The following is a 22806-nucleotide window of genomic DNA, read 5'->3' as shown; positions in this document are numbered from 1 at the left end:
CTGGAGCGGCAGGTCCGACATCGCGGGCGGGCCCGCGATCTGAACGGCAGCGTAATGCCGATCTTTCGGAAATGCCGCTCATAAGGCGATATTTTTAGAAGTCGTCTTTGCGGGGTATGTTCGGCCCCCTGACACCGGTCGTACGACATCGCCGGTACGCTGAGGTGGTCAGTCTCGACTAGGGAAAGGACCGAGCGCGGACGTGGAGTTTGCCAAGCGCCTCTACCAGCGGTTCGAGTCCCTGGTTCACGAACTGGCCAAATTCGGGAGCATCGGGGCCGTCGCCTTTCTGCTCGACACGGGTGTCTACAACCTCTTCCTGCTCGGCTTCGAGTGGGGCCCCCTCACCTCCAAGGTGCTCGCCACCACGATCTCGGCGACCTTCGCGTACCTGGGCAACCGCTTCTGGACCTTCCGCCACCGCGAGCAGAGCGGCCTCGGCCGCGAATACTTCCTGTTCTTCCTGCTCAACGGCGTCGCCCTGCTGTTCGGCCTGCTGGTGATCGGCTTCACCAAGTACACCCTCCACCTGCACGACGGCCTGAGCCTGAACATCGCCAACTTCGCCGGCGTCGGCCTCGGCACGCTGTTCCGCTACTGGTCGTACAAGAAGTGGGTGTTCCTGGAGGCCACCGAGCCGATCCCGGTCGAGCTGCCCGAGGTCAGGCAGGACCGCTGACCACGCGGTTCCTGCTGTCCTCCTCGGCCGGGCGCAGGAAGATGGCGAACGTCGCCGGCCGGCGGCGCACCAGTTCCAGCCGTCCGCCGTCGGCGGCGGCCAGCGCGCGGGCGAGGGTGAGCCCGAGGCCGGTGCCTCCGCCGCCGCTGACGTTCCGTTCGAAGATCTTGGGTGCGATCTCGTCGGCGATGCCGGGGCCCTCGTCGGCGACCTCGATCACGATGTAGTTGTCGCCGCAGGTGCTGGTGACGGTGACCGTGCCGCCGCCGTGGCGCAGGGAGTTCTCCAGCAGCGAGGCGATGACCTGGCCGAAGCCGCCGGTGGTGGCCATCGCCTTCAGGCCGCGGGTGCCGTCGAGGTGCAACGTGCGGCCCGCCTCGCGGAAGACCGGCTCCCACTCGGTGATCTGCTGGATGAGCACCTCGTCGATGGCGACGGGCTCGGCCTGGGCGTGGCGCTGGCGACGGGCCGCCGCGAGCAGCTCGTCGATCACCGCGGTCAGGCGCTCGGCCTGCACGATGGCCGCCTCGCCCTCCTCGCGGACGACCTCCGGCTCGTTCGAGGCGGCGACGATCTCCTCCAGGCGCATGGTCAGGCCGGTCAGGGGCGTGCGGAGCTGATGGGAGGCGTCGGTGGCGAACTCGCGTTCGCGGGTGAGCAGGTCGGAGATACGGGTGGCGCTGCGGTCGAGCACCTGGGCCACGCGGTCCAGCTCGGGGATGCCGTAGCGGTGCTTGCTCGGCCGCGCGTCGCCCGACCCCAGCCGCTCGGCGATCTTCGCCAGGTCCTGCAGGGGCAGCGTCAGTCTGCGTGACTGTACGACGGCCAGGCTGACGGCCACCGCGAGCGCCGCGACGGCCAGCGCCACGATCAGCAGCAGTCTGGCCCGGACGTCGCGCTCGACCTGATCCCGATCACGACTTATCCGGACGTAGACACCGGTGTTGGTCTGCGCGTCCTCGGTCATCAGGTGACCCGACGCCGGCGCGGTGCCGACGACGGTCACCCGCAGAGGGGTTCCGCGTTCCCAGATCTGGATGTACCTGCCCGGGTACTTCTGCTCCAGTTGCTGCGGGTCGAGCGGGGTCTCCTGGACCCGGGCGTACTCGACCTCGCCCACGAGACGCTTGGCTTCCGCCCCGAGCTCCTGAGCCGCCTCGTCGACGATCAGGCGGCTGACCACGACGCCCAGGGGGACCCCCAGCAACAGGACCGCGATGACCGCGACGACCAGTGTGGAGGAGAGCAGTCGACGGCGCATGCGCCTACTCGCGTTCGAACCGGAAGCCGACTCCCCGGACGGTCGTGATGTATCGGGGCTTGGCGGCGTCGTCGCCGAGTTTGCGGCGCAGCCAGGAGATGTGCATGTCGAGGGTCTTGGTCGAACCCCACCAGTTGGTGTCCCACACCTCGCGCATGATCTGCTCCCGGGTGACGACCTTGCCGGCGTCGCGGACCAGGACCCGCAGCAGGTCGAACTCCTTGGTCGTCAGGTGCAGCTCCTTCTCCCCCATCCAGGCGCGGCGGGAGTCGGCGTCGATGCGGACCCCCTGCACGACCGGGGTCTCGGAGGTGCCGCGCCGCAGCAGCGCGCGCACCCGGGCGAGCAGTTCGGCCAGCCGGAACGGCTTGGTCACGTAGTCGTCGGCGCCGGCGTCGAGGCCGACGACGGTGTCCACCTCGTCGACGCGGGCCGTGAGTATGAGAACCGGGGTGCCGTGCCCCTCGGCACGGATCCGGCGGGCGACCTCCAGACCGTCCATCTCTGGCAGCCCGAGGTCGAGAACGATGAGGTCGATGCCGCCCGACAGGGCCCTCTCCAGGGCCTGCGGGCCGTCGGGGCTCACCTCTACCTGATAGCCCTCGCGGCGTAGCGCACGCGCGAGTGGCTCGGAGATCGAGGTGTCATCCTCGGCGAGAAGTACGCAGGTCATGAAGCGATCGTAGGACCTTAGGCGATCGTTTCCCGGGCACAGCGCGCGGTTTGACTTGTCGTTGACCTATCCATTGACCTGGGCAAACGAAGCTAAATAAGGGTTAGTCGTGATTAAATTACCGCGATTATCGAGGGGAAAACACAAAGCGCTCCAGGCGTTCCCATCACACCACGTACGCCCGCATCCGCGGGACGCGTCGCGCCGGGCGTGGCGCCCGGAGCGTGATACCCCGATCCGGGCGCCGGAATGCCTGGAACGTGCCGTTCAGAGCCAGCTCGACCGGACGGAGTCGGCCGGGCCGCCGGCGGGGGCGGTGCCGAGCTCGCCGGCGCGTACCCGGTCGAGCAGGCGGCGGACCGTGTCGACGATCTCGGGGGCGGTCTCCCGCAGGCCGGCCGCGTCGTCCGCGCCGACCTCGGCGGGATCGACGCCCGACTGCCGCAGCACGCCGTCGAGGTCGGCCAGCCGCTCCCCCAGCCATTTCAGCGGCTCGGCCGACAGCTCCTCGTCGAACACCCGCCGGTCGGGCTCCCAGCCGCTGGAGCCCGGGTGGTGGTGCGTACGGTCGAAGCTGCCCGGCGTGCCGTCGACCGACTCCAGCAGGTCGACCCGCCAGATGAGCTGATCGACGACGATGGGACGGGCCGAGTAGATCGACCCCTTGAGCTCGCCCGGCGCGAGCCTGCGGATCTCCAGGCGCACGCCGTGCTCGGCGCCCTCCTGGTGCTCTCCCGGGGCGGGGTCGACGAAGTACAGGTCGCCGACGGCCACGCCGATGCGCTCGAAGCCGAAGAGATAGAGCATGCAGACCACTCCCTCACAGGTGTCCTGGGCTCGCCTCCCCCAGTATCCGTCAGGCCGCCACGAGCGGCCCGGGAGCGGCCCGGGAGCGGCGGGAAAGACGACGGCCCCGCTGCCCGTGCGGGCGGCGGGGCCGGAGAGAACGGGGGGCTCTAGTCGTCGACGGAGTGGGGCTCGGCGTAGCGGGCGAGGTAGAGCTGCTCGCCCAGGCTGCGCATCAGGCCCAGCTCGGTCTCCAGGTAGTCGATGTGCTCCTCCTCGTCCTCGAGGATGTCCTCGAAGATGCGGGCGGAGGTGATGTCGCCCTTCTCCCTCATCAGCTGGATCGCCGGGCGCAGCCGTTCGACCACTGCCAGCTCGACCTCGAGGTCGGCCTTGAGCTGCTCCTCGACGGTCTGGCCGATGTGCAGCGTGCCGAGGCGCTGGTAGTTGGGCAGCCCTTCGAGGAACAGGATGCGGTCGGTCAGCCGTTCGGCGTGGCGCATCTCCTCGAAGGACTCGTCGCGCGTGTGCTTGGCCAGCTTGGTGTATCCCCAGTTCTCCTGCATCTTCGCGTGCAGGAAGTACTGGTTGATCGCCGTGAGCTCGGCGGTCAGCTGTTCGTTGAGGAGTTCGATGATCTGCTTGTCGCCCTGCATGAACGGGCCCCTCGTCGCGGTGCGGCTATGCGGTCGTCAGTTCTTCAGACTGCTTCAGGATCGCACAGATCTTCCGTACACAACGGGCACAGTCCCCACCAGCCCCAGTGGTGTCGCGAATCTGTTTCGCGCTCTTCGCCCCGGAGGCGATGCAGTCGTGGACCTCGTTCTCGGTCACAGCACGACAAATGCATACATACATCCGGGGACAGGCCTCTCAAGCGAGCATGAAGGGGACGCCTTTAGGTTAGGCACACCTAAGATAGCTCACTTCGGTAAGGCTTGCCTATGTTAGAGGCGTCACAATCACCTGACCCCGCAGGTCAGTGCCCCCTCGCCCGCCACTCCTCCAGGTGCGGCGCCTCCGCCCCGATGGACGTGGAGTCGCCGTGGCCCGTGTGCACGACCGTCTCGGGCGGCAGGGACAGCAGCCGCCCGGCGATCGACTCGATGATCGTGTCGAACGACGAGTACGACCGCCCGGTCGCCCCCGGCCCGCCCTTGAACAGCGTGTCGCCGCTGAACAGCACGCCCGCGTCGGGAGCGTGCAGGCAGACCGCGCCCGGCGAGTGGCCCGGCGTGTGCAGCACCTCCAGGGCCACGCCGCCCACCGAGATCTTCTCGCCGTCGGCCAGCGGCGTGTACGCCACCTCCGGCCCGTACACCTGCTCCCAGAGCACCTGGTCGGCCGGGTGCAGCCGGATCGGCGCGCCGGTCAGCTCGGCCAGCCGGGCGGCGGCGTTGACGTGGTCGTTGTGGGCGTGGGTGCACACGATGGCCTTGACCTGGCGGCCGCCGGCCCGCGCGGCGATGGCGTCGGCGTCGTGCGCGGCGTCGATGATCACGACCTCGCGCGCGTCGCCGACCAGCCAGATGTTGTTGTCGACCGCCCAGGTGCCGCCGTCGAGCGAGAACGTGCCGGAGGTGATGACGCGGTCGATCATCAGAGGACCACCACCGAGCGCAGCACCTCGCCGCGATGCATCTTGGCGAACGCCTCCTCGACCTGGTCGAGCCCGATCGTCTCGGTGACGAACCGGTCGAGCGGCAGCCGGTTCTGCAGGAACAGGTCGATCAGCATCGGGAAGTCCCGCGAGGGCAGGCAGTCGCCGTACCAGGACGACTTCAGCGCGCCGCCGCGGCCGAACACGTCGAGCAGCGGCAGCTCCAGCCGCATCTCCGGCGTCGGCACGCCCACCAGGACCACCGTGCCGGCCAGGTCGCGGGCGTGGAACGCCTGCTCGTACGTCTCCGGCCGGCCGACCGCGTCGATCACCACGTCCGCGCCGAACCCGCCGGTCAGGTCGCGGATCGCCTCGACCGGGTCGTTCTCCCGCGAGTTGACCGTGTGCGTCGCGCCGAACCCGCGGGCCCACTCCAGCTTGCGGTCGTCGACGTCGACGGCGATGATCCGGGACGCCCCGGCCAGCGACGCCCCCAGGACCGCCGCGTCGCCGACCCCGCCGCAGCCGATCACGGCCACGCTGTCGCCGCGCGTCACGCCGCCGGTGTTGATCGCCGCGCCGATGCCGGCCATCACGCCGCAGCCCAGCAGGCCCGCGACCTGGGCCGGCGCCTCGGCCGACACCTTGGTGCACTGGCCGGCCGCCACCAGCGTCTTCTCCAGGAACGCGCCGATGCCGAGCGCGGGCGACAGCTCGGTGCCGTCCTTGAGCGTCATCTTCTGGGTGGCGTTGTGGGTGGCGAAGCAGTACCACGGCCGGCCGCGCAGGCAGGCGCGGCACTGGCCGCACACCGCGCGCCAGTTGAGGATCACGAAGTCGCCGGGCGCCAGCCCGGTCACGCCCTCGCCGACGGCCTCGACCGTGCCCGCGGCCTCGTGGCCCAGCAGGAAGGGGAAGTCGTCGTTGATCCCGCCCTCGCGATAGTGCAGGTCGGTGTGGCAGACCCCGCAGGCCTGCACGTTCACCACCGCCTCGCCCGGCCCGGGGTCGGGGACGACCACCGTCTCCAGCGAAACTTCCTGGCCCTTACCGCGGGCGATCACGCCCTGCACTTCGTACGGCATGGCAGCCATCTTGTGTCAGGAGGATGATCTCCGCAAGACATAGGGCTGGACCACGCCGAGCCCTCTTGCCGGCCGCCTCCTGATCTTGTGGACCTCGATCCCGTCCGGCGCGCCGGCCAGGCCCTCGGCCAGCTCGGAGTCGACCAGGATCGTGCCCGGCCTGGCGATGGCCGTGAGCCGGGCGGCCAGGTTGACGGTGGTGCCGAACACGTCGCCCATCATGGGCACGACCGGCCCGTACGCCATGCCTATGCGCAGCTCCAGGCTGTCGGTGAGGTCGAGGGCGATCGCCGCGGCCTGGGCCGGGGCGGGCGCGGTGAACAGCACCTCGTCGCCGAGCGTCTTGACCAGCCGCGCGCCGTGCGCGGCCACCACGTCGGCGGCGCGCGACTCGAAGCCCTCGACCAGCGAGGCCAGCGCCCGCTCGTCCAGCTCGCGCGAGCGGCGGGTGAAGGAGACCAGGTCGGCGAAGCCGACGGCGATCGACACGCGGGCCGGCCCCCGCTCGTCCTGGTCGTCGGCGACGGCCAGCAGGCGGGTGCCGGCGGCGGCGAGCTGGGCCCGCCAGACGTGCACCAGCAGGTGCTCGAAGTCGGGCAGGAGGGCCTTGGCCGTGTCGAGGACGCCGCTCAGGTCGGCGTCGGTGCGTGAGTCCGGGACCATCGTGCCGATCACGATCTCGGCCTGCCACTGCGCCAGCCTGGCGGTGGTCTGGCCGAGCGCGCGGGCCATGCGGATGACGGTCTGCTCGTCGAGCAGGCCGCCGTCGAGCAGGCTGCGCACCCGGCGCAGCGCGGCCACGTCGGCGTCGCTGAACGCCACGGCGTCGTCGGGGAACTGGGCGAAGCCGAGCGCCCGCCAGATGCGCTGGGCGAGCTCCTGCGACACCCCGGCCCCGGCCGCGACCTGCGCGCGGGTGTGGCGGGCCGGCATGCCGACGAGCGTGCGCTCGATCTGCTCCGCGGTCGGCCTGCCGGGTGGTTGGGTGGCGTTCACGGTCAGCAGGCTACGCCAACCTCAGTGGCCGTCGATCTCTCCGTCGGACGCGTCCTCGACCAGCTTGAACAGGTCCATGCGGACGTCCTGGATGCGCGGGATGTCGCGCAGGACGATCTGACCCCGCTCGCCCGCGGACTCGACGGTCAGCGTGCCGCAGCCGAGCATGCGCTCCATGAACGTCTGGTCGGAGCTGACGGTGTTGACCTTGGCCATCGGGATCTCGTCGGTGGACTTGTTGAGCACGCCCATGCTGATCGTGAACCGGTGGGTCGTCAGGACGTAACCGGTGTTCTTCCACTGCAGGTAGGGCACGAACGAGAAGATCGTCAGCAGGATCACGGCGATGACGACGACGGCGATCCTGCCGTAGGAGGTGACGCTCTCCCCCCACGTGGTGGGGAAGAAGTAGAGGGCCGCACCCGCTGCCGCGGCGATGAGGATCAGCGCGAAGAACGGGCCGACAAGGCGCTTCCAGTGGGGATGGAAGGATCGGACGCGCTGCTCACCCTGCGTCAGATGGTGGTCGGGAAGGGTCATGCCGCACATGCTGCCACCAACCCGCCCGAGCGGCTACGCCCCGGCTCAACGGGCGGCCCGCACGTGCACGACGTCTCCGGCGCCCAGCGTGTAGCGCTCGCCGCCGGACTCCACCTGGAGGTGGCCGGACCCGTCGATGCCGGTCGCCCGCCCGGTCAGCACCTGCTCGCCCGGCAGCTCCACCCGGACGTCGCGGCCGACCGTGGCGCTGGCGCCGAGGTAGGCGGCGCGCAGCCCGGCGGCCTCGGCGTCGCCGCCCGCCGCCTCCCACTCGCGGTAGTGGCTCTCGACCTCGCGCAGCACGGCCCGCAGCAGCGGGTCGCGGTCGACGCAGGCGGCCTCCTCGATGGCCAGGGACGTGGCCGTCTCGACCGGTGCCTCCTCCGCGCGCAGGGAGACGTTGAGCCCCATGCCGATGACGACGGCGTCGTCGACCCGCTCGGCCAGCACCCCGGCCAGCTTGCGCTCGCCCACCAGCAGGTCGTTGGGCCACTTGAGGCGCACGTCGACCTCGGCCAGCCGGCGCACGGCCGAGGCGGCGGCCACGCCGTACAGCAGCGGCAGCCACCCCTGGGTCGGAACCGGCGTCGTGGGCCTGAGCAGGACGGAGAACGTCAGCCCCGACCGCGGCGGCGCCGACCAGGCGCGGTCGAGCCGGCCACGGCCGGCGACCTGCGACTCGGCCACCAGCACCCGCCCCTGCTCGGCCCCGGCCTGGGCGGCCAGGGCGAGGTCGGCGTTGGTCGAGCCGGTGGTCTCGACGACGGTGACGCCCGTCCACAGGGCGCCCGGACGCACGAGCGCGCGGTTGAGCGCGGCCTCCGAGAGCGGCGGACGGTCGAGGTCGGAGTAGCGCGAGGAGGCCATCCCCCTATCTTGGCCGAACTCGCGCCGAGGTCGTCGCACCGCACCGGCTGGTCTCGAAGTCCGCATGAGGGGTAAAGATGGGGGGATGAGCAGACGTCCTGACCCTCGCAACTGGGCATCGTGGCGGCCCTTCGGCCTCGGGTTGCGCAAGCCGAACAACTACCTGGAGCTGTGGAAGGCGTTCAGGTCGGTCAAGGGGAACAGGCGTTACGCCTGGCGCATACTCAACCAGGGCACCTGCGACGGCTGCGCGCTCGGCACGCAGGGCATGCGCGACTGGACGATGGACGAGATCCACCTGTGCAACATCAGGTTGCGCCTGCTGCCGCTCAACACCATGCCCGCGCTCGACGTGTCGCTGCTGCGCGACGTCTCCGGGCTGGCCGGGCGGAAGAGCGCGGAGCTGCGGGAGCTGGGGCGGCTGCCGTACCCGATGTTGCGGCGGGCCGGCGAGCCCGGCTTCACCCGCGTCACGTGGGACGAGGCGCTGCGGGTGGCGGCCGAGCGGCTGCGCGGCGCGCGGTTCGGCACGTACCTGACCAGCCGCGGCGTGCCCAACGAGAACTACTACGCGGCGCAGAAGGCGGTGCGGGCGCTCGGCACGAACAACGTCGACAACGCCGCCCGCATCTGCCACTCGCCCTCGACGGTCGCGCTCAAGCAGACCATCGGCGCGGCGGCCACGACCTGCTCCTACACCGACTGGATCGGCTCGGACCTGATCGTCTTCATCGGCTCGAACCCGTCGAACAACCAGCCGGTCGCGATGAAGTACCTCTACCACGCCAAGAAGGCCGGCACCCGGATCGCCATGGTCAACGCCTACCGCGAGCCGGGCATGGACAAGTACTGGGTGCCCTCCAACGCCGAGTCCGCGCTGTTCGGCACGAAGATCACCGACGAGTTCTTCGGCGTGAACGTCGGCGGCGACATCGGCTTCCTCAACGGCGTGCTCAAGCACCTCATCGAGAACGACTGGGTGGACAAGGCGTTCGTGACCGGGCGCACGTCCGGGTTCGAGGAGGCGCGCAAGGCCGTCGAGGCCCAGTCGTGGGCCGAGCTCGAAGCGCTCTCGGGGGCGACCAGGGAGCAGATGTTCCGGCTGGCCGAGCTGCTCGGCCGGGCGCGCTCGGCGGTGCTGGTCTGGTCGATGGGCATCACCCAGCACACCTACGGCGAGGACAACGTCCGGGCGATCGTCAACCTGGCGCTCGCGCGCGGCTTCCTCGGGCGCGACAAGTGCGGGCTGATGCCGATCCGGGGGCACAGCGGGGTGCAGGGCGGGGCCGAGATGGGCGCGTACGCGACCGGCTTCCCCGGCGGCCTGCCGATCACGTCCGCCAACGCCGCCAAGTTCACCGACCTGTGGGGCTTCCAGGTGCCCGACACGGCCGGGCTGACCGCGACCGACATGATCGACGCGGCCCACCGGGGCGAGCTCGACGCGCTCGTCTCCTCCGGCGGCAACTTCCTGGAGGTGCTGCCCGACCCGGCCTACTGCCGCGAGGCGCTGTCCAGGCTGGAGCTGCGGGTGCACATCGACATCGTGCTGTCCTCGCAGATGCTCGTGCCGGGCGAGGGCGACGTGCTGCTGCTGCCCGCCCAGACGCGTTACGAGATGGTCGGCGGCGTGACCGAGACCTCCACCGAGCGGCGGATCATCTTCTCGCCCGAGGTCGAGGGGCCGCGCGTGGGCGAGGCGTGGCCGGAGTGGAAGATCTTCGCCGAGCTGGCCGCCCGTACCCGTCCGGAGATAGCCGACCATGTGCGATTCACCGGCACTCCGCAGATCCGTGCGGAGATCGAGCAGGTCGTGCCGTTCTACCAGGGCATCTCCGGGTTGCGGAAGTTCGGGGACAACGTCCAGTACGGCGGCCGCCACCTCTTCGCCGACGGCCGCTTCCAGACGCCCGACGGGCTGGCCGTCTTCTCCGTGGTCGAGCCGCCCGCCCTTGAGCGCCCCGACGGCACGTTCAAGGTCGCGACCAGGCGCGGCAAGCAGTTCAACAGCATGGTCCACGAGCGGCTCGACGGCTTCAACGGCGCGGCGCGCGAGGCCGTGCTGATGAGCCCGTACGACGCCGACCGGCTCGGGCTGGCCGACGGTGCCCCGGTCGAGCTGCGCGCGGGCGAGCGCACCTACCAGGGCAAGGTGCTGCGCGCCCCGCTGATGCCGGGCAACCTGCAGATCCACTGGCCGGAGGGGAACGTCCTGCTCGACGAGGCCCGGCGCTCGCCACAGGCGCGCATCCCCGACTACAACGCGCTCGTCACCGTGCGGCCGCTGTGAAGGCGCGTCCCGGGCCCACCACCCGCGTCCGCATCCGGGAGCTGGCCGGCTCCGGCGTCCGCGACCGGCGCGACGACCTGGCCACGGAGGAGCCGCTGGAGATCCGCCTCACCGGCGGCGACGGCACCCGCAAGACGGTCGCCATCACCATGCGCACGCCGGGGCACGACTTCGAGCTGGCCGCCGGGTTCCTGAGCGGCGAGGGCCTGGCCGGGCCGGACGACATCGCGGCCATCGCGTACTGCACGGACGACGACCTGCCGCCCGAGGCCCGCTACAACACCGTCACCGTCCGCCTGCACGGCCCGGTGCCCGACCTGCCCGCGCTCGACCGGCACTTCCTCACCTCCAGCGCGTGCGGCGTCTGCGGCTCGGCCGGCCTCGACGCGCTGCACGGCCGGTGCAAGCCGATCCCCAGGGGCTCGCTCGAACTCACGCCCGAGGTCCTGTACGGCCTTCCCGGCGCACTGCGCGAGGCCCAGGGCGTGTTCGGCAAGACCGGCGGGCTGCACGCGGCGGGCCTGTTCTCGGCGTCGGGCACGCTGCTGGCGTTGCGCGAGGACGTCGGCCGGCACAACGCCGTGGACAAGCTGGTCGGCTGGGCGGCGCTGGCGGACCGGCTGCCGCTGGCCGAGCACGTGCTCATGGTCAGCGGCAGGGCCAGCTACGAGATCATGCAGAAGGCGCTGGCGGCCGGCGTCCCGGCGGTCTGCGCGGTGTCGGCGCCCTCGTCCCTGGCCGTCGATCTGGCCAGGGAGTTCGGGTTGACGCTGGTGGGGTTCCTGCGCGGCGAGCGCTGCAACGTCTACGCCGGTCAGGAGCGCGTCGTCACGTCCTAGTCAGCGGCAGACCACGCGCTGGGTCGAGGTCAGCGTCGGCTGGTTGTTGTTCAGCACTTCGAGTGTGAGGTTCCCCGACTGCTTCGACTCCTGCCGCCACGCGGGAGCCTGCACGCTCAGGATCCCGCTCTCGGGCACGATGAGCGACTTCGTGTCGAGCTGCGTGCCCGCCATCAGCCAGCGGTAGTCGATCCGGGCGCCCGCCGGGGCGCGGAAGGCGGCGTGCGCGGTCAGCCAGGGCGCCTCGGCGCAGTCGCCGTAGTAGGCCATCGGGGTGAACTCGCTGATCCGCACGTAAGGCACCGGCGACGGGGCCGCCCGGCACGACCAGAGGTAGGTCTCCTCCTTGACGGGCTTGTTGTGGTTGAGGATCTCGACGCGTACCCGGCCGGTGCCGCTCGATCGCGCCGAGCTGTACCACAGGTCGCCGATCTGGGCCTTGACCCCGCCCCTGACCTGCTCCGACCGGACCCAGCCGGGGACGCCGTCCACGACGATCCGGTACTGGATCTCGGTGTCGCGGTCCGCCATCACCACGGCCTCCGCCCGGAGCCCGAAGGGGGAGGCGCACTCGCCGACGCGGGACGGTGTCAGCATCCCGCTGACGGTGACGTACGCCGGGGGCGCGGCCGGGCCGCAGCTGAAGTTGAAACCCTGCTCGGCCGTGCCGCCCTGGGCGACGAGCCGGACGCGGTGGGCGCCGACGTTGGAGGTGCCGTAGTTCCAGGTGGCCGAGACGGCCTGCGACCTGGGCTGGGCGCTCTCGGGGAAGGAGAGCGTGGCGCCACGCAGCTCCTTGTCATCGAGCTGCCAGGAGTAGGCCACGGTGGTGGCCGGTCCGGGCGGGAGCTCGACGTGCCCGGCGACGTTGTAGGTGACGGGCGCGGCGCACGTGCCCGAGTAGTTGCCGGGGGTGAGCCCGTCGATGACCACCTGCGGCACGTCCGCCGCGCTCGCCGCGGTGGCGGCGGCGGGCACGGTGACGGCCGGCAGGCCGCCGAGCAGCGCGGCGCCCAGCAGCAGGGCTGTCCATCTCATCCTGGGGTTCCTCCTCGCGATGACGGAACCCCAGGATGATCAAGGCGGCTTGTGTCCCGGTTGGATCTGCCTTGTGAGGGCTATTCGCAGGTCACCGGATAGGTGCCTTCGGTGGCCGGCTTGTTGTGGTTCAGCACCTCCAGCCGGACCACGCCGGAGGTCTTCGTGTCCCGGCTCCAGTAGGCCGCCTGCACCTGGAGCAGGCCGCCGGCGTTGGTCTTGTACGTGGCCGGCTCCGTGGGCCTGCCGTCGATGACCCAGCGCCAGGTGATCTCGGTGTCCGGCGCGGCCCGGAAGGCGCCGTGGGCGGTCACGTACGGGGACTCGGCGCAGTCGCCGAAGTAGTGGACCGGCCGGAACTCGCTGATCCGCACCGTGCCCGGCGACGGGTCCACCGGCACGCAGGTCACCGTGTACGGCTTCTCCCTGACCAGCTTGTTGTGGTTCAGCACTTCGATGCGGATCACACCGCTTCCGGTGGCCTTCGGGAAGATGTAGAACAGGTCGCCGATCATCTGGGCCCTGTTGGGCTTGGCCTCCTGCGTCCTGACCGGGCCGGGCTTGCCGTCCACGACGACGCGGTAGCGGACCTCGGCCTCGCGGTCGGTGGTGATCCGGGCGTCGGCCCGCATGCCGATGGAGCCGGTGCAGTCGCCCCGGTAGACGGGCGTCAGCATGTAGGGGATGGCCAGCTTGGCGGGGTTGGGGTCGGTCGTGCAGGACAGGGCGAACGTGCGCTCGGCGGCCTGGGCCGAGGCGGGCTGGGTGGTCAGGGCCAGCTTGTGGGAGCCGGTCTTCGACTGGTCGAGGCTCCAGGCGGCGGTGACGTCCTGCGACCTGGGCTGGGTGCCGGCCGGGAAGCTGACGGTCTGGTGCTGCCACTCGGTGCCGTCGAGGGTCCACCAGTAGCCGACGCTGGCGGCCGGGCCCGCCGGGAGGGTGATGCGGCCGGTGGCCTGGTAGGCGATGGGCTCGTCGCAGTAGCCCTCGTAGTCGCCGGGCGTCAGGGCGCTGATCGCCGCCTGCGGCTGCTGCGCCGGGGGCTCGGAGGTCGTGGTCGGCTTGGGCGTCGGCGAGGTCGTCGGCGTCGGGGTGGGCGTGGTGGTGGGCTTGGGGCCCGGCGTGAGGCGGCAGGTCACCTCGTACGACGCCCGCGCGGAGTCGTGCCCGCCGGCGTTGAGTATCCGCACCGACTTCCAGCCCGCGGTGGAGGTGCCCACGGACAGCGGCAGCGTGACCTGCCTGCTGCGCGGGCCGCCGGCGGCGAAGTACAGCGACTCCACCGCGCCCTCGCCCGTGGCGCTGTCGATCCACTGGTAGCCGACCTTGGCGGGGGTGCGCGAGACCTGGATGGTGGCGGTGAACGTCACGGTGGCCGGGCAGCGGCCGATCTGGCGGGGCGGGCTCGCCTGCACGCTCGCGGCCGCCTCCAGCGGTCTGTCCGGCTGGGCGGGCAGCGGGTTGACCACGTCGTACCGTTGCGGGGCTCCGGCGCAGGCGACGCGGAAGCGGGCCTTGGCCGACAGGCCGCGCCGGCCGAGCACCTCGACGGCCTGCCAGCCGGTCGTGTCGCGGTCGAAGGTCTGGCGGTCCCTCACGACGACCTTGCGCGCGCCGTTGACGCGGAAGCTCCTGATGGCGCTCTTGCTGCGGTCACCGCGTACCCAGCGGTACCGCACGGTGCCCTTGCCCTTGGCGGCCACGGTGGCGGAGAAGGCCACGGTCGTGGGGCACTCGCCCGCCTGACCGGCGGGTACGGCCCTGACCCGGGTCACCGAGGTCGCCGGGGCGGCGGCGGCCTGGGCCGGAGGAGCGGCCAGCAGGCTGCCGAGCATCACCGCGCCCAGCAGCAAGGCTGTCCTTTTCATGAGGGGTCCCTTTCTGCGCTCGTCAAAGCCCCCATGCTGCTCAGTGATCCTTGGAAGTCACTTGGAACCGCCTTGTGCCAATTGTGGAATGAAGCGTTCCGTTCTGCGGTAGTTGGAACAGAACAAGCCGTTCCGCTTCTTCGGTCGAGAGGACCCCTCATGAGCATCCGTCCGTTCCGCATCGAGATCTCCCAGGCCGACCTCGACGACCTGCGGGCCCGGCTCGCGATGACCCGCTTCGCCGACGAGATCCCGGGCGCCGACCAGGGCGTGGGCGTCGAGCGGGTCAAGCGCCTGGTGGCCCACTGGCAGACCGGCTTCGACTGGCGCGCCCAGGAGGCCAGGCTCAACACCTACCCGCAGTTCACGACGGAGATCGACGGGCAGAACATCCACTTCATCCACGTACGCTCCGACAACCCCGACGCCCTGCCGCTGATCCTCACCCACGGCTGGCCCGGCACCGTCGCCGAGTACCTCGACGCGATCGAGCCGCTGTCGCGCCACTTCCACGTGGTGGTCCCGTCGCTGCCCGGCTTCGGCTTCTCCGGCCCCACCAAGGAGCTCGGCTGGAACAACCGGCGCATCGCCGGGGCATGGGCCGAGCTGATGGCCCGCCTCGGTTACGAGCGCTACGGCGCCGTCGGCAACGACGGCGGTTCGATGATCTCCCCCGAGCTGGGCCGGATCGACGCCGAGCACGTCGTCGGCGTGCACGTCACCCAGCTGTTCTCCTTCCCCTCCGGCGACCCGGCCGAGTTCGCCGAGCTGAGCGAGGAGGACCAGGCCGGGCTGGCCGTGCTCGACTGGTTCTGGAAGGAGAAGGGCGCGTTCAACGTCCTGCAGTCGCAGCAGCCGCAGACGCTCGCGCACGCCGTCGCCGACTCCCCCGCCGGGCTCGTCGGCTGGCTCGCCCAGCTCTTCGACGAGGACCTGGACGACGACTTCGTGCTGACCAACGCCTCGATCCACTGGTTCACCGGCACCGCCGGCTCGGCCCTGCGGCTCTACTGGGAGAACGCCCGCATGGAGCAGCCGCAGGAGCCGACGACCACCCCCACCGCGCTGGCCATGGCCGAGGGCGACTTCAAGTCGATCCGCCGCTTCGCCGAGCGCGACCACCACGGCATCGTCTCGTGGAAGACCCTGCCCGCCCCCGCCCGCGGCCACTACACGGCCCACACCGCCACGGAGGCGCTCACCTCCGACATCACGGCCTTCTTCGACAGCCTGCGCTGATCACCCGCGCTTCGGACGGCCCGGCCCCCCGCCGGGCCGTCCGCGCGTGCTCAGCCCGTGTTCTGCAGGCCGGCGGCCACGCCGTTGACCGACAGCAGCAGCAGCGTGGACAGCCGCTCGCGCTCCTGCTCCGACAGGTCCTCGGTGCGCATCGCGCGCAGCGCCCGCAGCTGCAGGTGCGACAGCGCGTCGACGTACGGGTCGCGCAGCTGCACGGCCCGCGAGAGCACCTTGCGGTTCTCCAGCAGCCGCGTGTGGCCGGTCACCCGCAGCACCAGCTCGCGGGTGCGGTCGTACTCCTCCAGCACCTGGCGGGCGAAGTCGTCGCGGCCGCCGAGCGCCAGGTAGCGCTTGGCGATCGACCGGTCGGTCTTGGCCAGCGACATCTCGGCGTTGTCCAGCATCGCGTTGAACAGCGGCCATTCGGCGTAGGCGGCGCGCAGCTCGTCGAGGGAGCCGACGGCGGCCAGGCCGGTGCCCAGGCCGTACCAGCCGGGCAGGTTGACGCGGGTCTGGGCCCAGGCGAACACCCACGGGATGGCCCGCAGGTCGTCCAGCGAGCGCGGCGCGCCCAGGCCGCGGCGGGCCGGACGGGAGCCGAGCCGCAGCGAGCCGATCTCCTCCAGCGGGCTGACCAGCGCGAACCACTCGGGGAACCCGGGGGCCTCGGTGAGCGCCCGGTAGGCCTCCTCCGAGGCCGTGGCCACCTGCCCGGCCAGGCCGCGGAACCGCTCGGCGGCGGCCGCCGTACGCGCGCCGACCGTGGGCGAGGAGGCCAGCAGCACGGCGTTGGTGACCTGCTCCAGATGGCGGCGGGCGATGGCGATGTGCCCGTAACGAGCGAAGATGACCTCGCCCTGCTCGGTGACCTTGAAGCGGCCCGCGACCGAGCCCGGCGCCTGCGCCAGCACCGCCCGGTTGGCCGGGCCGCCGCCGCGGCCGAGCGCGCCGCCGCGGCCGTGGAACATGCGCAGCTTGACGTCGTGCTCGTGGGCCCACACGGTCAGCTCCTCCTGCGCCTCGTAGAGGCGCAGGGTGGCGGCCGCCGGGCCGAGCTCCTTGGCCGAGTCGGAGTAGCCGAGCATGATCTCCATGCGGCGGCCGGTCGCGGCCAGGCGGTCCTGGATCTGCGGGATCTCCAGCATGCCGCTCAGCACGCGCGGCGAGTTCGCCAGGTCCTGGCCGGACTCGAACAGCGGCACCACGTCGAGCACCGGCGCCCGGTCGCCCAGGGCGTGCCCGGCCAGCTCGTAGACGGCCGCGACGTCGTCGGCCGAGCGGGTGAAGGAGACCACGTAGCGGGAGCAGGCCGTGACGCCGAACCGCTCCTGGATCCAGGCGATCACCCGGATCGTGGCCAGCACCTCCTCGGTGCGCTCCGACAGCTCGCCGCCTGCCCTGATCTCCTCCAGGGCCGCCGCGTGCACCTGCGAGTGCTGGCGCACCTCCAGCTCGGCCAGGTGGAAGCCGAACGTCTCGACCTGCCAGAGAAGGTGCTGCAGCTCCCCGTACGCCTGCCGCGGCGCGCTGCGCGCCAGCGACTCCTGCACCAGCCGCAGGTCGGCCAGCAGCTCGGCGGGCGCGCGGTAGGCGAGGTCGAGGTCGCGGCGGCGGGTCGCGGCGATGCGGGCGGCCACGTACAGCAGCCACTGGCGGTGGGGCTCGCGCGGCGAGCGGGTGGCCAGCTCGGAGACCAGCTCGGGATGTGCGTCGACGGCCGCGGCCAGCGCGCCCTTCAGCTCGGCCGAGCAGGGCGAGAACTGGGCGGAGGCGGTCAGCGTGCGGGCGATGCGCGTGCAGGCCGTCTCCAGGGCGGTCAGCACGTGCTCGGACTGGATCTGGATCGTGTCGCGGGTGACCTTGGCGGTGACGTTGGGGTTGCCGTCACGGTCGCCGCCGATCCAGCTCCCGTAGCGGATGAAGGGCCTGGCCAGCGGCGGACGGGTGCCGGTGCCCGCGTCGAGCGCCGCGTCGAGCGAGCGGTAGACCTGGGGCACCATGCGGAACAGCGTCTCGTCGAAGGCGGCCATGGCCGTGCGCACCTCGTCGAGCGGGTCGAGCTTGGTGGAGCGCAGCTGGGCCGTCCGCCACAGCAGGTCGATCTCCTCCAGCAGGCGGCGCCTGCTCTCGGCCCGCTCGGACGCGCCGCGTCCGGGCGCGTTGTACTCGGTGAGCTGGCCGCTGATGCGCTGGATGGCGGTGACGACCGCGCGCCTGCGCGCCTCGGTGGGGTGCGCGGTCAGCACCGGGTGCAGCTCCAGGCCCTGCAGCAGCTCGCGCACGCGCTCGTCGCCGAGCTCGTGGACGGCCTGCGCCAGCGACTCCCGCTGCACCCTCCCCTCGGCGTCGCGCTCGCGCAGCGTGCGGATGCGGTAGTGCTCCTCGGCCAGGTTCGCCAGGTGGAAGTAACAAGTGAACGCGCGGGCGACGGCGACCGCCCGCTCGATCTCCCATCCGGCGACCATTTCGGTGATCTCGTCGGCGGAAATCTCGCCTCTGCGCGCCGCGATGACGGCTTTGCGCAACCGTTCGACGTCGGCCAGCAGGTCTTCGCCACCTTGTTCGGCGATCACCTGGCCGAGCAGCTTGCCGAGCATGCGCACGTCGTGGCGCAGCTCGTCAGGCATCTCGGTCACGGCGGCACTACGACGCTCGAGCCCCTGGTCAATCATGCTTCGAAGGGTATCGACTCGCTTTCGGCGACCGCATGGCGGTCTCGCCCATTGGACTAGACCACTCCCTAGCTGGGCTTCGAGACGGCCGCCAGCAACTCGGGGAGCCGGGGGAAGCCGATCTTGCCGGCGAGGCGTCTGCCGAGCACCTCGATCAGCAGGCCGTAGAAGGGCGCGAGCACCGACACCCACATCAGCCCGAACGCCAGCGGCAGCACGATCGGCAGCGACATCAGCGCGATCCCGAGCATCGCCCCCATCGACGACGCGAACGCCTGACCGCCCTGGCCGGGCGCGGCGCCGCTGAAGGCGTTCATCCGCTCGGGCAGCGTGTACGGGATCGTCACGCTGGTCACCGAGCCGACCCCGAGCCCGACGCCGAGCGCGCCCAGCCCGGTCAGGAACGCCGGCACGACGGCCTCCTGGCTGCCGGTGAGCAGCGCGGCCACGACCGCCACGAGCAGCAGCAGCGGCGCGGCGACCAGGCAGTTGGCCAGGTGGCGGCCCGCCAGGTCGCGGCGCAGGTCCTCCTCCGAGCCGAAGGCCACGGCGTTCATCCACAGGGAACGCCCGTCGATGCCGAACGCGTTGCCCGACTGCAACGAGATCATCAGCGCGCCCATGCCGGTGATCAGCACCGGCAGCACCGGCCCCGCCTGCCCTTCGGTGCTGTTGTTCAGCGAGAACGCCAGGATGACGGTCACCACGACCGAGGAGAACCAGCCCACGCGGAACCTCGGCTCCCGCCTGATGTACTTCAGCTCCTTGGTCACCACGGCCGCCAGCGGCCCGTCGGGCAGGAGCCGGTCGGTCAGGCCGCGTTCGCGGCGTACGGAGGCGGCCTGCGTCGAGGCGTCCGGCGAGACCAGGGCACGGCCGAGCGCCTTGATCCACAGCCAGGCGACCACCACGACCAGCACCGCGACGGCGGCCAGCTCCGCCACGCCGACCAGGCCGCCGTCGGCCATGGCGTGCGCGGCCATGCCCGGCGGCGTCCAGCGCAGAACGCCGGCCAGCCGGTGGAGGATCGCTGCGGGGTCGCCGAGGCCGCGGTTCATCAGCAGGTTGGGCAGCTGCGCCAGCAGCACCACGAACAGGGCGGCCACGGCCAGCACGTCACGCCCGCGCCGGCTGCGCAGCGCGCCGGACAGCGAGGTGGTGATCAGCCGCGAGGTGACCACGCAGAGCGCGAACTGCAGCAGCACCGCGGGCACGCCGAGCAGTACGCCCCCGATGCCCGTGGGCAGCCCGACCAGCGCGCCGGCCGTGACGACCAGCATCGCCAGCGGCCACGCGCCCGTCGCGGACGCGGTGAACAGCCCGACGGCCAGCTCGCGCGTACGCAGCGGGAACAGCGACAGCCGCGCCGGGTCGAGCGTGTCGTCCAGCCCGAACGCCAGCAGCGGCACGATCATCCAGCTCACCAGGAAGAACGCGAACGCGATGATCACCAGCTCGGCGGCGACGTCGGAGGGCGCCAGCCTGAGCAGGCTCATCAGCAGGAACCCGAGCACGGCCAGGCCGGCCGCGGCCAGCAGGGTGAAGACGAAGCCGAGCTTGCGCTGCACGTCGCCGCGCAGGTTGCCGACCAGCAGGCGCAGCTTGAGCCGCGCGAACAGCGCGGCCGTCGCCATGGGCGACCCCGTGACGGCGGACGCCCTGGCGGCTCTTTCCGGGGCGGTCCCGGAGGCGCTCACGGCGTGTCCTGGGGCGCGGCGGCGGCAGGGGGTGCGGTCGGGGGCTGTTCGCCGTGGCGGGCGCCGAGCCAGCTCAGCCCGGCCTCGCCGTGGGCGCGCGAGCCGCCGCCGACCAGCCGCATGAACGCCTCGTTGAGGCTGGAGCCGCCGCGCACCTGCTCCAGCGGCCCCTGGGCGACGATGTGGCCGCCGCTCATCACCGACACCCAGTCGCACAGCCGCTCGACGAGATCCATGACGTGGCTGGAGAAGATGACCGTCGAGCCGGAGGCGGTGAAACGCCGCAGCACCTCGGTCAGGGTGTTGGAGCTGACCGGGTCGACCCCCTCGAACGGCTCGTCGAGAAAGAGCACGGACGGATTGTGCAGCAGCGCCGCGGCCAGCCCGATCTTCTTGCGCATGCCGGTGGAGTAGTCGACGACGAGCTTGTCGGCGGCCCCGGTCAGGTCCATCACGTCGAGCAGCTCGCCCGCGCGCTGCTCGACGTCGGCCTTGGGGATGCCGCGCAGCCGGCCGTTGTAGAGCAGCAGCTCGCGGCCCGACAGCCGCTCGAACAGCCGCAGCCCCTCGGGCAGCACGCCGATGCGCGCCTTGACGGCGACCGGGTCGCGCCAGACGTCGAACCCGTCGATCGCGGCCTGGCCGCCGTCGGGCCGCAGCAGGCCCGTGATCATGCTCAGCGTGGTCGTCTTGCCGGCCCCGTTGGGACCGACCAGGCCCGCGAAGCTGCCCGCCGGGACCACGAGGTCGACCCCGGCCACCGCGACCTGCGCGCCGTAGCGCTTGTACAGGCCGTGGGAGCGAACCGCATCCGTCATGGATCCACTCTAGGAGGACGGGTTAGCCTAACGCGCATGAGCGCAGCCGCCGATCCCATGCCGGAGATGCCGGACATCCACACCACCGCGGGCAAGATCGCTGACCTGGAGCGAAGGCTCGACGAGGCCGTGCACGCCGGCTCGTCGTCGGCGGTGGACAAACAGCACGCCAAGGGCAAGATGACCGCGCGCGAGCGGGTGCTCGCGCTGCTCGACGAGGGCTCGTTCGTGGAGTTCGACGAGTTCGCCCGCCACCGGTCCACGATGTTCGGGCTGGAGAGGCGGCGGCCGTACGGCGACGGCGTCATCACCGGCCACGGCACGATCGACGGCCGCCAGGTCTGCGTGTTCTCCCAGGACGTCACGGTCTTCGGCGGCTCCCTCGGCGAGGTGTACGGCGAGAAGATCGTCAAGGTGCTCGACCTGGCGCTCAAGACCGGCTGCCCGATCATCGGCATCAACGAGGGCGGCGGCGCGCGCATCCAGGAGGGCGTGGTCGCGCTCGGCCTCTACGCGGAGATCTTCAAGCGGAACGTGCACGCCTCCGGCGTGATCCCGCAGATCTCGCTCATCATGGGCGCCGCGGCCGGCGGCCACGTCTACTCGCCCGCCCTGACCGACTTCGTGGTGATGGTGGACCAGACGTCCCACATGTTCATCACGGGCCCCGACGTGATCAAGACGGTGACCGGCGAGGAGGTCACGTTCGAGGAGCTGGGCGGGGCCCGCGCGCACAACACCAAGTCGGGCGTGGCCCACTACCAGGCCGCCGACGAGGAGGACGCCCTCGACTACGTCAAGGCGCTGCTGTCCTACCTGCCCTCCAACAACCTGGACGAGGCCCCGGCCTTCGCCGCCGCCGCCGATCTGGAGCCCGACCCCGAGCTCGACCTGGTGATCCCCGACTCCCCCAACCAGCCGTACGACATGCACCAGGTGATCGAGCACGTGCTCGACGACGGGGAGTTCCTGGAGGTCCACGCGCTCTTCGCGCCGAACATCGTGGTCGGCTACGGCCGTGTGGACGGCCAGCCGGTCGGGGTCGTCGCCAACCAACCGATGCATTTCGCCGGATGTCTGGATATCGACGCCTCCGAGAAGGCCGCGAGATTTATTCGAACTTGTGATGCCTTTAATATTCCGATCCTGACTTTTGTTGATGTACCGGGATTCCTCCCCGGCACCGATCAGGAATGGAACGGAATCATCCGCCGCGGCGCCAAGCTCCTGTACGCCTACGCCGAGGCCACGGTCCCGCTGGTCACGGTCATCACCCGCAAGGCGTACGGCGGCGCGTACGACGTCATGGGCTCCAAGCACCTCGGCGCGGACGTCAACCTCGCCTGGCCCACCGCCCAGATCGCGGTCATGGGCGCCCAGGGCGCGGTCAACATCCTCTACCGGCGCGAACTGGCGGCCTCCGACGATCCCGACGCCGAGCGCGCCCGGCTCGTCACCGAGTACGAGGACACTTTGGCCAATCCGTACATCGCGGCCGAACGCGGCTATGTGGACTCGGTGATTCGGCCGTCCGAAACCCGGCCCCAAGTTGTCCGGGCACTTCGCGCGTTGCGTAACAAGAGAGCCTCGCTGCCGCCGAAGAAGCATGGGAACATTCCTCTATGAGCGACCACCTGCGCATAGTCCGCGGCGACGCCACGCCCGAGGAGATCGCGGCCGTGGTGGCCGTGCTCGCCACGCGCCGGAGCTCGTACGCCGAACCCGAGAGACCCCGTAGACAAACATGGCGAAACCCCGCTAGAGGTATGCGTAACCCTGGCCTGCCGGGGAAGGCGGCTTGGCGGATGAGCGCACTACCCTAGATAGATCCCGGGAATCGGGTGTCAAGTTCCCCGGG

The 22806-nt window shown here is 71.1% G+C and carries 21 protein-coding genes; 6 read left to right on the top strand and 15 right to left on the bottom strand.

The features are described from left to right. The first annotated feature begins 202 nt into the window (after positions 1 to 202). Entirely contained in the window at positions 203 to 679 is a 477-nt protein-coding gene (locus ABZ459_RS13855; RefSeq protein ID WP_357970062.1) for a GtrA family protein, read from the top strand. Here ABZ459_RS13855 and ABZ459_RS13850 read toward each other — a convergent pair. The 10 genes from ABZ459_RS13850 to ABZ459_RS13805 all read right to left on the bottom strand — a co-directional run bounded on the left by ABZ459_RS13850 (position 663) and on the right by ABZ459_RS13805 (position 8487). Then, positions 663 to 1940 (bottom strand): ATP-binding protein, encoded by a 1278-nt coding sequence (locus ABZ459_RS13850; RefSeq protein WP_352361812.1) that lies wholly within the window; start codon positions 1938 to 1940, stop codon positions 663 to 665. The two genes, ABZ459_RS13855 and ABZ459_RS13850, sit on opposite strands and share 17 nt — an antisense overlap. A gap of 4 nt (positions 1941 to 1944) precedes the next feature. After that, a complete protein-coding gene (locus ABZ459_RS13845; RefSeq protein ID WP_043620820.1) occupies positions 1945 to 2613 on the bottom strand; it encodes a response regulator transcription factor in 669 nt (222 codons plus the stop codon). A gap of 267 nt (positions 2614 to 2880) precedes the next feature. Next, on the bottom strand, positions 2881 to 3420 hold the full coding sequence (locus ABZ459_RS13840) for a hypothetical protein (RefSeq protein ID WP_357970059.1): 540 nt from the start codon (positions 3418 to 3420) through the stop codon (positions 2881 to 2883). A gap of 149 nt (positions 3421 to 3569) precedes the next feature. Further along, entirely contained in the window at positions 3570 to 4055 is a 486-nt protein-coding gene (bfr, locus tag ABZ459_RS13835) for a bacterioferritin (protein ID WP_357970057.1), read from the bottom strand. Between the two features lie 25 nt (positions 4056 to 4080). Continuing rightward, positions 4081 to 4257 carry a (2Fe-2S)-binding protein gene (locus ABZ459_RS13830; RefSeq protein ID WP_125632481.1) on the bottom strand — a complete coding sequence of 59 codons (177 nt, stop codon included), beginning with the start codon at positions 4255 to 4257 and terminating at the stop codon, positions 4081 to 4083. 121 nt (positions 4258 to 4378) lie between these two features. Continuing rightward, positions 4379 to 4999, bottom strand: a complete 621-nt coding sequence (locus ABZ459_RS13825) for an MBL fold metallo-hydrolase (RefSeq protein WP_357970055.1) — start codon at positions 4997 to 4999, stop codon at positions 4379 to 4381. Next, entirely contained in the window at positions 4999 to 6084 is a 1086-nt protein-coding gene (locus tag ABZ459_RS13820; RefSeq protein ID WP_357970053.1) for an S-(hydroxymethyl)mycothiol dehydrogenase, read from the bottom strand. Before ABZ459_RS13820 ends, ABZ459_RS13825 begins: the two co-directional genes overlap by 1 nt. A gap of 15 nt (positions 6085 to 6099) precedes the next feature. Then, positions 6100 to 7017, bottom strand: coding sequence for an adenylate/guanylate cyclase domain-containing protein (locus ABZ459_RS13815; RefSeq protein ID WP_357970659.1), 918 nt, complete (start codon positions 7015 to 7017; stop codon positions 6100 to 6102). A gap of 84 nt (positions 7018 to 7101) precedes the next feature. Next, positions 7102 to 7620, bottom strand: a complete 519-nt coding sequence (locus ABZ459_RS13810; RefSeq protein ID WP_357970051.1) for a PH domain-containing protein — start codon at positions 7618 to 7620, stop codon at positions 7102 to 7104. A gap of 45 nt (positions 7621 to 7665) precedes the next feature. Continuing rightward, entirely contained in the window at positions 7666 to 8487 is an 822-nt protein-coding gene (locus tag ABZ459_RS13805; RefSeq protein ID WP_357970049.1) for a biotin--[acetyl-CoA-carboxylase] ligase, read from the bottom strand. Positions 8488 to 8572: 85 nt separating this feature from the next. Here ABZ459_RS13805 and ABZ459_RS13800 point away from each other — a divergent pair, with 85 nt between their 5' ends. Continuing rightward, entirely contained in the window at positions 8573 to 10777 is a 2205-nt protein-coding gene (locus ABZ459_RS13800) for an FdhF/YdeP family oxidoreductase (RefSeq protein WP_357970046.1), read from the top strand. Continuing rightward, entirely contained in the window at positions 10774 to 11616 is an 843-nt protein-coding gene (gene fdhD, locus ABZ459_RS13795) for a formate dehydrogenase accessory sulfurtransferase FdhD (RefSeq protein ID WP_357970044.1), read from the top strand. Before ABZ459_RS13800 ends, fdhD begins: the two co-directional genes overlap by 4 nt. On the opposite strand, the gene ABZ459_RS13790 is transcribed toward fdhD, so the two are convergent. Continuing rightward, a complete protein-coding gene (locus ABZ459_RS13790) occupies positions 11617 to 12654 on the bottom strand; it encodes a hypothetical protein (protein ID WP_357970042.1) in 1038 nt (345 codons plus the stop codon). It lies immediately after the preceding gene. 80 nt (positions 12655 to 12734) lie between these two features. Further along, positions 12735 to 14522, bottom strand: coding sequence for a hypothetical protein (locus ABZ459_RS13785; protein WP_357970040.1), 1788 nt, complete (start codon positions 14520 to 14522; stop codon positions 12735 to 12737). Between the two features lie 159 nt (positions 14523 to 14681). On the opposite strand from ABZ459_RS13785, the gene ABZ459_RS13780 reads away from it, so the two are divergent. Then, on the top strand, positions 14682 to 15761 hold the full coding sequence (locus ABZ459_RS13780; protein WP_357970037.1) for an epoxide hydrolase family protein: 1080 nt from the start codon (positions 14682 to 14684) through the stop codon (positions 15759 to 15761). Between the two features lie 50 nt (positions 15762 to 15811). On the opposite strand, the gene ABZ459_RS13775 is transcribed toward ABZ459_RS13780, so the two are convergent. The 3 genes from ABZ459_RS13775 to ABZ459_RS13765 all read right to left on the bottom strand — a co-directional run bounded on the left by ABZ459_RS13775 (position 15812) and on the right by ABZ459_RS13765 (position 20948). Then, positions 15812 to 18388 carry a phosphoenolpyruvate carboxylase gene (locus ABZ459_RS13775; protein WP_357970656.1) on the bottom strand — a complete coding sequence of 859 codons (2577 nt, stop codon included), beginning with the start codon at positions 18386 to 18388 and terminating at the stop codon, positions 15812 to 15814. Between the two features lie 113 nt (positions 18389 to 18501). Beyond that, a complete protein-coding gene (locus tag ABZ459_RS13770; RefSeq protein WP_357970035.1) occupies positions 18502 to 20130 on the bottom strand; it encodes a hypothetical protein in 1629 nt (542 codons plus the stop codon). Next, positions 20127 to 20948: an ABC transporter ATP-binding protein gene (locus ABZ459_RS13765; protein ID WP_357970033.1), complete on the bottom strand. Its 822-nt coding sequence runs from the start codon at positions 20946 to 20948 to the stop codon at positions 20127 to 20129. The genes ABZ459_RS13770 and ABZ459_RS13765 overlap by 4 nt, the downstream gene beginning before the upstream one ends. Before the next feature lie 36 nt (positions 20949 to 20984). Between ABZ459_RS13765 and ABZ459_RS13760 the strand changes: the two genes are divergently transcribed. Together ABZ459_RS13760 and ABZ459_RS13755 are read left to right on the top strand one after the other, a co-directional pair. Then, on the top strand, positions 20985 to 22574 hold the full coding sequence (locus ABZ459_RS13760; protein ID WP_357970030.1) for an acyl-CoA carboxylase subunit beta: 1590 nt from the start codon (positions 20985 to 20987) through the stop codon (positions 22572 to 22574). Continuing rightward, positions 22571 to 22771 carry an acyl-CoA carboxylase subunit epsilon gene (locus tag ABZ459_RS13755; protein WP_352361841.1) on the top strand — a complete coding sequence of 67 codons (201 nt, stop codon included), beginning with the start codon at positions 22571 to 22573 and terminating at the stop codon, positions 22769 to 22771. The genes ABZ459_RS13760 and ABZ459_RS13755 overlap by 4 nt, the downstream gene beginning before the upstream one ends. Positions 22772 to 22806: the final 35 nt, after the last annotated feature.

The organism is Nonomuraea sp. NPDC005692 (assembly GCF_040631115.1).
In the GTDB taxonomy this organism is placed as follows: Bacteria; Actinomycetota; Actinomycetes; order Streptosporangiales; family Streptosporangiaceae; genus Nonomuraea.
Note: the sequence above shows the minus strand (reverse complement) of the source record. Positions and strands in the feature narration are given on the sequence as shown.

Coding starts and splice junctions, on each gene's coding strand:
- ABZ459_RS13850 (WP_352361812.1), bottom strand. CDS start 1,940: ATGCGCCGTCGACTGCTCTCCTCCACACTGGTCGTCGCGGTCATCGCG.
- ABZ459_RS13845 (WP_043620820.1), bottom strand. CDS start 2,613: ATGACCTGCGTACTTCTCGCCGAGGATGACACCTCGATCTCCGAGCCA.
- ABZ459_RS13840 (WP_357970059.1), bottom strand. CDS start 3,420: ATGCTCTATCTCTTCGGCTTCGAGCGCATCGGCGTGGCCGTCGGCGAC.
- bfr (WP_357970057.1), bottom strand. CDS start 4,055: ATGCAGGGCGACAAGCAGATCATCGAACTCCTCAACGAACAGCTGACC.
- ABZ459_RS13830 (WP_125632481.1), bottom strand. CDS start 4,257: ATGTATGTATGCATTTGTCGTGCTGTGACCGAGAACGAGGTCCACGAC.
- ABZ459_RS13825 (WP_357970055.1), bottom strand. CDS start 4,999: ATGATCGACCGCGTCATCACCTCCGGCACGTTCTCGCTCGACGGCGGC.
- ABZ459_RS13820 (WP_357970053.1), bottom strand. CDS start 6,084: ATGCCGTACGAAGTGCAGGGCGTGATCGCCCGCGGTAAGGGCCAGGAA.
- ABZ459_RS13815 (WP_357970659.1), bottom strand. CDS start 7,017: ATGCCGGCCCGCCACACCCGCGCGCAGGTCGCGGCCGGGGCCGGGGTG.
- ABZ459_RS13810 (WP_357970051.1), bottom strand. CDS start 7,620: ATGACCCTTCCCGACCACCATCTGACGCAGGGTGAGCAGCGCGTCCGA.
- ABZ459_RS13805 (WP_357970049.1), bottom strand. CDS start 8,487: ATGGCCTCCTCGCGCTACTCCGACCTCGACCGTCCGCCGCTCTCGGAG.
- ABZ459_RS13800 (WP_357970046.1), top strand. CDS start 8,573: ATGAGCAGACGTCCTGACCCTCGCAACTGGGCATCGTGGCGGCCCTTC.
- ABZ459_RS13790 (WP_357970042.1), bottom strand. CDS start 12,654: ATGAGATGGACAGCCCTGCTGCTGGGCGCCGCGCTGCTCGGCGGCCTG.
- ABZ459_RS13785 (WP_357970040.1), bottom strand. CDS start 14,522: ATGAAAAGGACAGCCTTGCTGCTGGGCGCGGTGATGCTCGGCAGCCTG.
- ABZ459_RS13780 (WP_357970037.1), top strand. CDS start 14,682: ATGAGCATCCGTCCGTTCCGCATCGAGATCTCCCAGGCCGACCTCGAC.
- ABZ459_RS13775 (WP_357970656.1), bottom strand. CDS start 18,388: ATGCCTGACGAGCTGCGCCACGACGTGCGCATGCTCGGCAAGCTGCTC.
- ABZ459_RS13765 (WP_357970033.1), bottom strand. CDS start 20,948: ATGACGGATGCGGTTCGCTCCCACGGCCTGTACAAGCGCTACGGCGCG.
- ABZ459_RS13760 (WP_357970030.1), top strand. CDS start 20,985: ATGAGCGCAGCCGCCGATCCCATGCCGGAGATGCCGGACATCCACACC.
- ABZ459_RS13755 (WP_352361841.1), top strand. CDS start 22,571: ATGAGCGACCACCTGCGCATAGTCCGCGGCGACGCCACGCCCGAGGAG.